The sequence below is a fragment of the Sutterella sp. genome, from assembly GCF_052272535.1.
In the GTDB taxonomy this organism is placed as follows: domain Bacteria; phylum Pseudomonadota; class Gammaproteobacteria; order Burkholderiales; family Burkholderiaceae_F; genus Sutterella.
The window spans coordinates 21,005-33,458 of record NZ_DAVZJY010000004.1; the positions used below are offsets into that span (position 1 = coordinate 21,005).

Here is a 12,454-nt window from a genome sequence, read left to right on the forward strand (position 1 = left end):
GACGGCTTCGTCTGGGGCGGGGAGGACGACGGAGAAGGGTCTCCATGCCGGCGCGCCCGTAGCGAGCGGCCGCCGCGCCTCCCGTGAGGGATTCGGGGTGGAGGGGGCTGCAAAACCGGATGAGCCGGCCTCAACAGAGATAATGCTACCCCTCAGGGGAGAGCTTTGGCGGCCTGCTCCCGCATCGGCGGACGTTAGTACATACTTCGCGGCGAAAGTTGGAATGAGCTTCAGCGCACGAAGGGAAAGAGCTGGTCGACGAGGTGGCGCATGATGAGGTTCACGTCGCCGTAGAGGCCCGAGACGAGGGGATTGGAGGCGTCGTCCCCAGCGGCCCCCGTGCCCGTGCGCCGCCAGGCCTGTTCGGCGGGCGTGCGGCGCCATTGGGCGCGCTGCGTCTCGCCCGTGTAGAGGTCGCGGTAGTCGAGCGTGATCTTCTCGGGGAGGTCTCCGGGCGTCCAGACGCGCGCGCCGGTGAGGAGGAGATGAAAGCGGCAGCGCTTCGCATCGGGCTCCTCGGTGGGCTGCAGGAACACCGCGCGGTAGCCGTGGTCGTGGAGCGCCCGGCGCAGCGCCAGCTCGAATTCGCTCGAGTTCTCCGTCCCCGGCGCAAGGCAGACCGTCTCGCCCTGGGCGGGAAGCCCCGTCACGAGGCCCGCGGGGTCCTGCGAGCGCGCCGAGAGGTCCGCGTCGAGCACGGGCCCGCCCGCGCATCCGCCAAGGAGCGCGGCGGCGAAGACGACTGAAAGAAGAGCGCTCATGCGCGCGGATGCTTTCCTGGAGACCATGGCTGGTTCTGCGTGCGTTGTCGAGAAGGAAAAGGTTAACGCAGTTCTCCGGCTTCGGGCGCAGGGCCACCCGTTGGTACAATCTCGGGCTCGGAGAAACAGTCATTCCCGTCCTGCAGCCATGTCCCAGCGTCCCGCCCTCTACAACCCCAAGCTCGTCTGCGCCGCCGCGCTCATCTTCACGCCGATCTTCGGCGCCGCACTCCAGGCGCGCAACTGGATGAACCTCGGCAAACCGGAAAACGCCGCGGCGAGCCGGATGTGGATCCGCTCGACCTTCTGGCTCCTCCTCGTCTACCTGGTGATGCAGACCATCTTCCGCAACGAGCCCGTGATGAACTGGCTCGGGCCCTACTTCCTGATCGTGCTCTGGGGCGCGTGGATGCTCACCTCGGGCTGGCAGCAGCTCGCACACTGCGCGCGCGTCGTGGGCCGCGACTACGATCCGCTCCCCATGGGCCGGCCGATCTTCCTCGGGCTCGGCGGCTGGGTCGCATGGAGCCTCGTCACCTTCACGATCACCGTCGGCCTCGCCCTGGCGGGCATCGACCCGATGCCCGGCGTCGAGGCGCCCAAAGCCGACGACTCCGGCGTCGTGATCCGCGTTCCGAAGGAAGGCGGCGACCCGGTGGTCGAACCCCTGCCGCCCGCCGCCCCGAAGAGCGGCGAAGCGGGCAAGTAGCACTCACTCCTCTCCCCCCGCCATGCCCAAGCGCCCGGATCCGCTCTTTGAGATTCCCCGTCCGGCCGCCTTCACCGAGCCCGTGCTCGATCTTCTGGGCGGCGTCGCCCGCCCGCGACCCCTCACCGGGGGCGAGGCGATCGCGGCGCTCGAGCGCATTGAATCGCAGGCCCGTGCGGGAGACCCGACCGCACAGGCCGAGCTCGCGCGGCGGCTCCTCACCGAAGACCCCGACGCGCGCAAAAACCGCCGCGCGCTGCTGCTCCTCAGGAAGTCCGCCGCCGCAGGCTCCCGGGAGGGCCTGCACCTCCTCGCACTCCTCCACCTGCGCGGCCAGGGGATGAAGCAGAACCTCACCGAAGGCGTGCGGCTTCTCGAAGAGGCGGCGCTCCGCGGGAGCCTGCCTGCGCAGACCGACCTCGCGAAGGCCTGTGCATTGGGCGTCGGAACGCCGAAGAACGAAGCGAAGGCGCTCTATTGGCTGCGACTCGCCGCCGCGCAGGGCGACGCCGCGTCTGCGCTCGCCGCGGGCCGCATGTACCGCAAGGGGGAAGGGACTGAGAAGAACGACGAAGCCGCGGCGAAGTGGCTCGAAGACGCGGCGAAGGCGGGACTTCCGGCCGCGCAGTACGAACTTGCCGAACTCCTGCGCCGGCGCGACGCGGGCGCGCGTGATCCGGCAAAGAGCCGCCGCTGGATGCGCGAGGCGGCCTTCTCCGGCATCGTCGAGGCGCAGTTCCGCATCGGCGTGGCGAGTTGGTCGGGTGCGGGCGGGTCGGTCGATCAGCGCGAGGCCGTGCGGTGGCTCTGCCGCGCGGCTGAAGGGGGCTCTGCCAAGGCCGCCGCGATGCTCGCCGGCTTTCTGATGACCGGAAACGGCCTCCCGCTCTCCCCCGCGCGCGCCTGGACGCTCTTTCTCTGGGCGCAGCGCCTCGGCGACGCGGATTCGGGGCCGCTCGCGCGGATGTTGGAAGGGCAGCTCACGGCGGAGGAGCGCCGCGACGGTGCGGCGCTCCTCGCTCAAGCGCGCCCCAAGGAGCTCCTCGAAGCCCTCATCCCGCGCCGGGAGCGCTGAGGCAGTCCGAAGGGTTGCGCAGAGGCCTCTGAAAGAGGCCGCAGAGAAGACCGCAAAGGGGACCGCAGAGAAGGCGCAGCGCTTGCTGCAGACAAAAAAAGAGTCATTGTCGGCTCTAACGAACCGGCCTTCGTCTGAAGAACATCCGGATTCTGCGCCGAATGGCCTTCAGACGAACGCGGTGGAGAACTCCACCGTCCTACGCCGGGTCTGCACCGAAGCAATGACTCTGAAAATACCACCAAAGGAGATGTCTCAGTTGCCCGAGACAGCTGTCGCGATTTCTCGCGACGAAGACATTGTCCCATGGAAAACCCGACCGTGCAGGAAATATGGGCTGTTTCTCATGTAAAAATTTGCACCATTTGAGCTTCCTCAAAGTCGTCCTTAGATTGCCTTTACACTTCTTGTCGGCCTCATCTACTTATCTCAGGGTACAGGGTTTACCCTCGATTACGCTCAATAACGGTTTCAAGGCTCGAAGATCGAAAGCGGATTTTTTTGAGTAGGCGCAAATTGAGGGCGTGTGATCTCGGGCGGCAGGGAGAGTTGCCGCTCCGGCAGGTGTTAGAGTTGATCCAATACAGTCGGAATCAGCGCGCGGTGGCGCGGCTTCCCTGCGCTCCCGATAGGCTTAGTCCCGCCGCCGAGGATTCCACCCGAACGCGTGCGGGGTGCCTCCTCAAGCCCCGAAGGACGGTCCTCCGAACCCTGCTCATTCTCCAAGGAACTCATCATGAACCGTCAAGAACTTGTTGACCGCGTAGCCGCCCGCAACACCGCGAGCAAGGCTGAAGTGGACCGCATCATCGTGAGCATGCTCGAGGAGATCATCGCCGCCGTCCGCCGCGGCGAATCGGTGACGCTGATCGGCTTCGGCACCTTCAAGAGCGTCGAGAGCGCCCCGCGCATCGGCCGCAACCCCGCGACGGGCGGTCAGATACACATCCCCGCGGCGCTCAAGCCGAAGTTCGTCCCCGGCACGGGCTTCAAGGAGATGATCAACCGCTGACGCATCCCTCTTCGGACGCCGCCGCGCTGCGGCGGCTCCCCCGACGAAGCGCGGCGGAATAGAGCAAGGGCGGACTCCCGGCTGAGGGGCCCGCCCTTGCTCTATTGGAACGGTGGTCAGCGGTCGTTGCGCCGCTCGATGAAGTGCGCGAAGTGCGCCCGGAACCAGTCCATCGTCTCGGGCGCCGGATAGTCCGCCCCGACCGCGGGGAAGCGCGCTATGAGCTCCCCGGGAGGATTGCGGTGAATCTGGAGCGCGAAGGTCTCGACGCCCCGGTCTTCGAGCCAACGGCCCACCTCGAGGAGCTTCTCGTCCGAGAGCCAGTCCGGGTGCGCGGTGGTGCGGCACTCCAAGGCGACGCCCGACTCCCGGATCAGGCGGAAGGATTCGAGGAAGTGCGCCGCGGCATGCCTGCGGCCCGCGACCCGTTCATAGAGCACCGCGTCTTCGGGCGGCGCCTTGACGTCGAGCCCCACCCAGTCGGTGAGGGGCAGGACGTCGGCGAGCCTATGCGGGAGGATTCCCGCGGTGTGAAGCCCCACGGCAAAGCCCATGTCCCGCACGGCGCGCATCGCCGCGGGAAGCGCCGGGTCCGCGGTGGGCTCGCCCCCGGAGAAGACCACGGCGTCGAGGAGCCCCCGCCGACGCCTGAGGAGCGCCTCGAGCTTCTCCCACGAGTCGTGTTCATACGCGGGGTCGAAGTCCGCGGGCTGCATCCACGGGTTCTGGCAGTAGATGCACCTCCAGGGACACCCCTGGAGGAACGCCACCGCCGAGAGCTTCCCCGGAAAATCAATGGTCGTGAAAGGGGTGATCCCGGCGACGCGCAGACGCGCGGCCGGGATCACGGGTGCTTTCGAATCGCCCGGAGGGACCGATCCCTCCCGGGGTTGGATTTCAATCATGCGGGGGACATGCCGGCGGTCAGCGGCCGCAGCAGGTGCCGGCGATGGCGCCGTGGTGCGCGGCGCTCTTCTCGGTGAAGCAGACGCGTTCGTTGAACTCGCCCTTCTTGCCGATGTTGAAGCTCTGCACCGGACGGTGATAGCCCATCACGCGGGTCCAGACCTCGCACTTCTGGCGTTCGCTCTCCTTGAGTTCGATCTGCTGGGTTTCCTGAGTCATGTTCATCTCCATTGAGCTTTCTTCCGGGGAGAGGCCATCTTATCAGCCGCAGCCCTTCCGGCGTGATTGATTTTTCCTTTCCGCACCCAAGATCCTGCATATCGCTGCGGCGAAACATACAGGATCTTGTGCCGACAGCAGCGCTGCCCCGTCAGTTCGCCGCTTCGCGGGCGGCCTGCGCCTTCTCGAGCGCGCGGCGCTTGCGGGCGATCAGTTCCGCGTCGCACTTCGGACAAAAGTCGTGACGGCCCGAGAGATACCCGTGCTTCGGGCAGATCGAGAAGGTGGGCGTGATCGTGATGTAGGGCAGGCGGAAGTTGGTGAGGGCGCGCCGCACGAGATCGCGGCATGCCTCGGGCGAGCTCACCGCCTCGTTCATGTAGAGGTGGAGCACGGTGCCGCCGGTGTACTTGCGCTGCAGGTCGTCCTGACGCTCAAGGGCCTCGAAGGGATCGTCGGTGAAGTTCACCGGGAGCTGCGAGGAGTTCGTGTAGTAGGGGTTGGAGGGGGTGCCCGCCTGGATGATCCCGGGGAAGCGCTTGCGGTCTTCCTTCGCGAAGCGGTAGGTCGTGCCCTCCGCAGGCGTCGCCTCGAGGTTGTACATGTGGTCCGTCTCCTCCTGGAAGGCGACGAGCTTTTCTCGGACGTGGTCGAGGAAGGCGAGCGCGAAGGCGTGGCCCCATTCGGTCGTGATGTCGTCGCGGTCGTCGGTGTAGTTGCGGATCATCTCGTTGATGCCGTTCACGCCGATCGTGGAGAAGTGGTTCCGCAACGTCCCGAGGTAGCGCTTCGTGTAGGGGAAGAGCCCCTGATCGATGTGGCGCTGAATCACCTTGCGCTTGATCTCAAGGCTCGTCTTCGCGAGCTCGAGGAGCTGGTCGAGGCGCTCGTAGAGGTGCTTCTCGTCGCCCTTGAAGAGGTACCCCAAGCGCGCGCAGTTGATCGTCACGACGCCGAGGGACCCGGTCTGCTCGGCCGAACCGAAGAGCCCGTTGCCGCGCTTGAGGAGTTCGCGCAGATCGAGCTGCAGGCGGCAGCACATCGAGCGGATCATGTTGGGCTTGAGTTCCGAATTGATGAAGTTCTGGAAGTACGGCAACCCGTAGCGCGCCGTCATGTCGAAGAGTCGCAGCGCATTGGGGCTGTCCCAGTCGAAGTCCGGCGTGATGTTGTAGGTCGGAATCGGGAACGTGAAGACGCGACCCTTGGCGTCGCCCTTCATCATCACCTCGATGTAGGCGCGGTTGATCATGTCCATCTCGGCCTGAAGTTCGCCGTAGGTGAAGGGCATGGTCTCGCCCCCGATCACCGGGTGCTCGCCCTGCAGGTCATGCGGGCAGGTCCAGTCGAAGGTGAGGTTCGTGAACGGGGTCTGCGTGCCCCAGCGCGAGGGGACGTTGAGGTTGTAGATGAGCTCCTGGATGCACTGCAAGACCTCGTGGTAGGGGAGGTTGTCCTTACGGATGAAGGGCGCGAGGTACGTGTCGAAGGACGAGAACGCCTGCGCGCCCGCCCATTCGTTCTGCATGGTCCCGAGGAAGTTGACGATCTGTCCGGTCGCCGAAGAGAGGTGCTTCGGGGGATTCGCCTCGACCTTGCCGGAGACGCCGTTCAGGCCCTCCTGCAGGAGCGTGCGCAGCGACCACCCGGCGCAGTAGCCCGAGAGCATGTCGAGGTCGTGGACGTGCACGTCCGCCTCGCGGTGCGCACGGCCCACTTCGGGCGGGTAGATGAAGTTGAGCCAGTAGTTGGCGACCACCTTCCCCGAGACGTTGAGGATGAGGCCGCCTAGCGAATAGCCCTGGTTGGCGTTCGCGTTCACGCGCCAGTCGAGCTGGTCGAGGTACTCGTTGATCGAGCTCTCGACGTTCACCCAGCTCTTCTTCGCGTCGCGCGCCTTCGCGCGCGATTCGCGGTACACGATGTAGGCGCGCAGCGTCGTGAAGCACCCCGCGTCGAAGAGCGCGTGCTCGACGGCGTCCTGCACCCATTCGATCGAGGGCGTGCGCGAGGCGTCGTGGTTCGTGAGGCGCGGCAGCACGAGTTCCTCGACGATCCGGCGGGCCTTCGCGTCGTCGAACTCCTTCGTCGCGCGGCCGGCCTTGGCGACCGCCTTCACGATCTTTTCGGGGTCGAAGTCCCTCACGGACCCATCGCGCTTGAGGAGGTGCAGGGGCAGAGCACTGGTCATCGTTCAGTTTCCAGAAAAAACAGGATGAAATAAAGGGACGACAACTTATGGTAGTTCTTCCATGCAGAACTCACCATAGGTTGTGGTCCCTCTGAGGCGTTGCGGAAAGTATAGCGGACGCCCTCCCTCCGCGCCTCCCCCGTGAGGAGCAGTCCCGGCGCGCCGCCGCAGGCGCCGCCCGTTGCGCTCCCCATTTGTCGAGGAAGCGGGCCTCTCCCCGTGTTTTCCCGATGGAGACAAACGTACACGTGCAGCCGGAAAAGGCCGGGCATCGGAGCGCCTGGTCTTCAGGGAGGACCTTCCTAGGGTTATCCCTGACCTCGACGTCGATCTTGAGATGGAGTGCTTCTCCGTGTGGAAAGATCACCGCTCCGAGGGCGCAAGGGATAATCCTCACCATCCTTCTAGGATGAAATGCCTAGAATACATATCGGATCAATTCCTCCTTCCGGCTCGTTGGAGCCGGCAAGGCGTGCGTCGACATCGGGCGCTTCCGAGGGGCTGTATTGGAATGGCCGCCCAAGCGTCAAGCCGGCCGTCATTGCTAATGCAAGCATGCCGCGCCCGAATGTTGTTCTAGCCCGCGATGCTTCTGCACCGCGGGCTTTTTTTGTCTAGGCCCCGCAGCAAGGTCCGAAAAGTCGTGCGCAGCGGGCTCGAAGCGCCCGAAACCTACGCAGAAACACGTGTGACGGACCGAAAGCCCGTGGCACCCCGACGCCGCATGACGGTGCGGTGACGACCACACGACGCATTTGACCTATGTCAAATGTATGTGCAAAAAAGCGGCCTTTCGAACCTGCCGGAGCCTCCCGCCCCCTCTGGTCGCCTCGGCGGGTTCCCCTGCCGGCAGAGCCTCCGGAGTTCCGGAGGGCGGGCCGCACCGCCGTGCCCCGGCTCCGGAGGAGAGCCCCGAAACGGCGTGCAGGAGCCTCGTCCCTCCTCACCCGGATCTGCCGGGGCGCGGATCACACAGGCGGCGACCCGGAATGTGGGCGCGGGGCGCCCACGGCGCCGGGCCGCGGCGCCGTGGGCGACGCACGCGGACATGCGTGGACGACGGACATAAAAAGGGCTGATGACGTCCCTTTCCGTCATCAGCCCTTTGTATGCAGCTTGTGAAGAATGATGCAGGACCAACCACACCACCTTATTGCGCTTGAGGAGCAACGCATGTGCATTTGTTTTGTTCCGCTGCGGAACTAAAGTTACGCTTTTTACATCTCTCATGCAAACCCTAACTTCAATGTTATAAAATTCATCTTATTGGTGCATTCCAAGGGTTTTCCATTAGTTATTAACCGATGAAATTCACCAATTCGGTGCATTTTAAGGCGACGTTCATTTGGCGCGAATACGCTTTTTCACGTATAAAAATGGGCTCCAGAGGTCCTGTTTGGCGAGGCCTTCCGGGAGGCGTCCGGGATCAGCGCCGCGGACCTCATCCGTCGGGCCGACGCGCCGACGCGCGGCTCCTGCCTGCGCCCCGCGCCCTCAGGCTCCGCTCGGGGACCGATAAAATGCCAATCTGAAGACGTCCCGCTTCAGGGCCCGTGACGCCGCGGCTTTGCGCGGCTGCGCCCCGGGCGTCTTTGCCGCAAATGAAGAGCGGCGGCCCTGCCCGCCCGGAAGGATGAGACGAACCTTCCGGACGACGCGCCGCCGCGCGAAAAGAACATGACGCATCGGCCGCCCGACGCGCCGCCCTGCGGCTCCGGAACCGCCTGACGTTCCGGGACCGCCCTGCCGCAAACCCTAAGAAGAGCCATGAACACCCTCCAGTCCCAAGAAGAAGAAGGCCTGCGCCGAATCCGCGAGCTCGACGTGCTCTCCACCGTTCCGGAGCTCCTCGCCCATCAGGTTGAAAAGCGCCCCGACGCGGTCGGCTGGAAGTCCTGGGATCCCAAGGCGAAGGCCTGGCGCGACTGGACCTTCCGCGCGGCCTGGGACGAAGTCGAGCGCTGGCGCCACGCCCTCGCGGGCCTCGGGCTCGAGCGCGGCGCCCGCGCGGCGATGCTGTTGCCGAACTGCATGGAGGCGGTCCTCTTCGACCAGTCCGTGCTCGCCAACGCCCTGACGCCCGTGCCGTTGCACGCGATCGACACGCCGAAGAGCTCCGCCTACATCCTGAACGACTCCGGCGCGCAGATCCTCGTCACGAACAAGAAGCTCAAGTGGCGCCAGATCCGCGAAACGGGTGAGCTGCCCAACCTCAAGCTCGTCGTCATCACGAACGACGACTTCTGCGACGATCCGGACGCGCCGATTCCGATGATGTCGCTCGAAACGTTCCTCGCGAAGACGCCCGATGCGCCGCTCCCCCCGGGGCCGCGGCCGACGGACCTCGCCGCGCTCGTCTACACGTCGGGCACGACCGGGAACCCCAAGGGCGTGATGCTCACGCACCGCAACATCATGAGCAACCTGCGCGGCGTGCTCGGGAGCCTGCAGCCGCGCAGCGAAGAGACGCTGCTCTCGTTCCTGCCCCTCTCGCACACCTTCGAGCGCACCGCGTCCTACTACATGGCGCTCGGCTGCGGCCTCACGCTCGCCTTCAACCGCTCGATCGCGGCGCTCGCGGACGACCTGAAGACGATCCGCCCGACGATTCTCATGAGCGTCCCGCGCGTCTACGACATGATCTACGGCAAGCTGCGCGACGGGCTCGCCAAGCAGAGCGGGTTCGTGCGTTGGCTCTTCGACTGGGCCGTCGAGGTGGGCTGGCGGCGCTTCTGCCGTGAGAACGGGCTGCCCGTCGAACCCTCGGGCCGCGCCTGGATGGATCCGCTCGTCGCCGGCTTCCTCGACCGCAAGGTCGGTAAAAAGCTGCGCGACGTCTTCGGCGACCGCATCCACATCTACATCTCGGGCGGCGCCGCGCTCAATCCCAACGTCGCGCGCGTCTTCCTCGGTCTCGGCGTGCCCATCATCCAGGGCTACGGCATGACCGAGACGAGCCCCATCATCGCGGTGAACCGCGTGGGCTCGAACCACCCCACCACCGTCGGTCCGGCGCTCGACAACCTCGAGGTGCGCCTCTCCCCCGAAGGGGAGCTGCAGGTGCGCGGTCCCTCCGTGATGCAGGGCTACTGGAACCGCGAGGACGCGACCCGCGCGATCCTCTCCGACGACGGCTGGCTCTCGACGGGCGACGTCGCCGACATCTATTCGGACGGCCACATCCGCATCACCGGCCGCATCAAGGAGATCATCGTCACGAGTTCGGGCGAGAAGGTTCCGCCCGCGGACCTCGAGGCCGCCGTTGAATGCGACCGCCTCTTCGACCAGACGATGGCCGTGGGCGACGACCGCCCCTGCATCGGCATGGTTGCGGTGGTGAACCCCGACGAGTGGAAGAAGCTCTGCACCGAACTCGGGCTCGACCCGGAGGCTCCCGCGTCGCTCACCTCGCGCGAGGCGACCCAGGCCGCGATCAAGCGCATCAAGGCCGCCGCTGCCGGGTTCCCCAACTACGGCGTCCCGCGCGTCGTGACGCTGCTGCGCGACCCGTGGACGATTGAAAACGGCCTCCTCACGCCCACCCTCAAGGTGAAGCGCGCCAAGGTGGCGCGCCGCTACGCCGACGAGATCGAGGCGATGTACGCGGCGATCACGCCGAAGAAGAAGGCCTGACGGGAGGGATCACCTCCCCCCGCAGGTCCGACCGTCCGCCCATCATCTCCATTCCGTCCGCCCCAAGCATGACCGACAACACCTTTCTCGCCGACCCCGCCCTCACGATCCCGAAGCTCCTACGCCGCACCGTGGCGCGCTTCCCCGACCGCGAGGCCTTCCGGCAGTTCGACTACGCGGACAACCGCTGGATCTCCGTCACCTGGAGCCAGTACCACCTCGAGGTCATGCGCTGGCGACGCGCCTTCCATGCGGCGGGCCTGCGGCCGGGCGACCGCGCGGCGATGCTTCTCACGAACTCCATCGACGCGGTGATCTTCGACCAGGCGGCCCTCGCCGCCGGCCTCGTGCCGGTGCCGCTCCACGCGATCGACACCCCGGGCTCCTCCGCCTACATCCTCGGCGACAGCGAAAGCCGCATCCTCGTGACGAGCTCGCGGGCGCGCTGGAATGCGATCCACGCGGCGGCCGCCGAGGAGGCGCTCGCGAACCTCGGCGAAGTGGTCCTCATCAACGACCTCGCCGACGACGATGACGCGGGCGTGCACGTCGTGGGCGTCGAAGCGTGGCTCGCCCGCGGCAACGGCATTCCCGACGAGGCGCTCCCGCCCGAGCCCGCGCCCGAGGACCTCTCGGGCTTCATCTACACCTCGGGCACCACGGGGCGCCCCAAGGGCGTGATGCTCACGCACGCGAACCTGGTCGCGAACGTCCGGCAGATCTCCGGGCGCGTGGACGTGGACGAAACCGACGTCTACCTCTCGTTCCTGCCCTTTTCGCACACCTTCGAACGCACGGTCGCGCACTACGTCGCCCTCACGCACGGCGCGGCGATGGCCTTTGCGCGCTCCGTCGCCCACATCGAGGCGGACCTCGCCGAGGTCCACCCGACGCTCATGTGCACGGTGCCGCGCGTGCTCGAGCGCATCTACCAGAAGCTGCAGCTCTCGCTCAGCAAATCCTCCGAGCACGACCAGTACGTCGCCGCCTGGGCGGCCGAGGCGGGCTGGCGGCGCTTCTGCCGCGAAAACGGGCTCCCCGTCGAGCCCTCCACCCGCGAAAACCTCGACGAAACCGTGCTTCCGATCCTCGACGAGGACGTGGGCGCGAAGGTGCGCGCCGCCTTCGGCGGGCGCTTCAAGGCGATCTTCGCCGGGGGCGCAAGCCTCAACAGCACGGTCGCGCGCTACTTCTGCGCGATGGGGCTTCCCGTGCGGCAGGTCTACGGTCTCACCGAGACGAGCCCGATCATCTCCTTCACGGGAGCCCAAATGAACCACCCGGACTGCGTCGGACACCCCGTCGCCGACACCGAGGTGCGCTTGGGCGAGCGCGACGAACTCCAGGTGAGGGGCCCGCAGGTGATGAAGGGCTACTGGAAGCGGCCCGCGGACACGGCCGCGGCCTTCACGCCCGACGGCTGGTTCCGCACGGGCGACCAGGCCGACCTCGCCGACGGCGGGCGCGTGCGCATCCGCGGGCGCATCAAGGAGATCATCGTCACCTCGACGGGCGAGAAGATCGCCCCGGTGGACCTCGAGTTCGCGATCCAGGCCGATCCTCTCTTCGAGCAGGTCTTCGTCTGCGGCGAGAACCGCCCCTTCATCTGCGCGATCGTGGTCGTGCAGCCCGAGCTCTGGAAGTCGATCTGCGCGGAGATGGAGCTCGACCCCGAGGCGCCCGAGACGCTCACGAACCGCTCCATGGCGCGGCTGCTCCTGAAGCGCGTGCGTGCCGCGGCGAAGGACTTCCCCTCCTACGGCATCCCGCGCTCGGTGGCGGTCGTGCGCGAGCCCTTCACCGTGGAGAACGGCCTCCTCACCCCGACCATGAAGCCGCGCCGCAAGCAGATCCTCGAGCGTTGGGGCACGTTGGTCGAGGCGATCTACGCCGGGCACCCCACGGCGTGAGCGCAGCCCCGGGCCGCAGCGGACGCGGCCCGGCCGCC

9 protein-coding genes are annotated in these 12,454 nt (G+C 66.4%); 5 read left to right on the forward strand and 4 right to left on the reverse strand.

The genetic code is table 11. The features are described 5' to 3' along the window. Positions 1-230: 230 nt before the first annotated feature. Entirely contained in the window at positions 231-761 is a 531-nt protein-coding gene (locus tag ACT6Y9_RS00805) for a hypothetical protein (protein ID WP_295477455.1), read from the reverse strand. Between the two features lie 148 nt (positions 762-909). Between ACT6Y9_RS00805 and ACT6Y9_RS00810 the strand changes: the two genes are divergently transcribed. The 3 genes from ACT6Y9_RS00810 to ACT6Y9_RS00820 all read left to right on the forward strand — a co-directional run bounded on the left by ACT6Y9_RS00810 (position 910) and on the right by ACT6Y9_RS00820 (position 3,557). Next, positions 910-1,470 carry a hypothetical protein gene (locus tag ACT6Y9_RS00810; protein ID WP_295477457.1) on the forward strand — a complete coding sequence of 187 codons (561 nt, stop codon included), beginning with the start codon at positions 910-912 and terminating at the stop codon, positions 1,468-1,470. A 22-nt stretch (positions 1,471-1,492) separates the two neighbouring features. Further along, positions 1,493-2,545 carry a tetratricopeptide repeat protein gene (locus ACT6Y9_RS00815; RefSeq protein ID WP_295477459.1) on the forward strand — a complete coding sequence of 351 codons (1,053 nt, stop codon included), beginning with the start codon at positions 1,493-1,495 and terminating at the stop codon, positions 2,543-2,545. 736 nt (positions 2,546-3,281) lie between these two features. Beyond that, positions 3,282-3,557: an HU family DNA-binding protein gene (locus ACT6Y9_RS00820; protein WP_295477461.1), complete on the forward strand. Its 276-nt coding sequence runs from the start codon at positions 3,282-3,284 to the stop codon at positions 3,555-3,557. 116 nt (positions 3,558-3,673) lie between these two features. Here the strand turns inward: ACT6Y9_RS00820 and ACT6Y9_RS00825 are convergent, their stop codons facing one another. The 3 genes from ACT6Y9_RS00825 to ACT6Y9_RS00835 all read right to left on the reverse strand — a co-directional run bounded on the left by ACT6Y9_RS00825 (position 3,674) and on the right by ACT6Y9_RS00835 (position 6,873). Next, the gene (locus ACT6Y9_RS00825; protein ID WP_443743171.1) at positions 3,674-4,462 is read right to left on the reverse strand and encodes an anaerobic ribonucleoside-triphosphate reductase activating protein; all 789 of its coding nucleotides are present in this window, start codon (positions 4,460-4,462) and stop codon (positions 3,674-3,676) included. 19 nt (positions 4,463-4,481) lie between these two features. After that, complete coding sequence (nrdD, locus tag ACT6Y9_RS00830) at positions 4,482-4,682, reverse strand: anaerobic ribonucleoside-triphosphate reductase (protein WP_295477465.1); 201 nt, start codon at positions 4,680-4,682, stop codon at positions 4,482-4,484. Between the two features lie 151 nt (positions 4,683-4,833). Beyond that, positions 4,834-6,873, reverse strand: coding sequence for a ribonucleoside triphosphate reductase (locus tag ACT6Y9_RS00835; protein WP_295477467.1), 2,040 nt, complete (start codon positions 6,871-6,873; stop codon positions 4,834-4,836). A gap of 1,767 nt (positions 6,874-8,640) precedes the next feature. Here ACT6Y9_RS00835 and ACT6Y9_RS00840 point away from each other — a divergent pair. Then, positions 8,641-10,506 carry an AMP-dependent synthetase/ligase gene (locus ACT6Y9_RS00840; RefSeq protein WP_295477469.1) on the forward strand — a complete coding sequence of 622 codons (1,866 nt, stop codon included), beginning with the start codon at positions 8,641-8,643 and terminating at the stop codon, positions 10,504-10,506. 68 nt (positions 10,507-10,574) lie between these two features. Then, positions 10,575-12,416, forward strand: a complete 1,842-nt coding sequence (locus ACT6Y9_RS00845; protein WP_443743172.1) for an AMP-dependent synthetase/ligase — start codon at positions 10,575-10,577, stop codon at positions 12,414-12,416. The last annotated feature ends 38 nt before the right edge of the window (positions 12,417-12,454 follow it).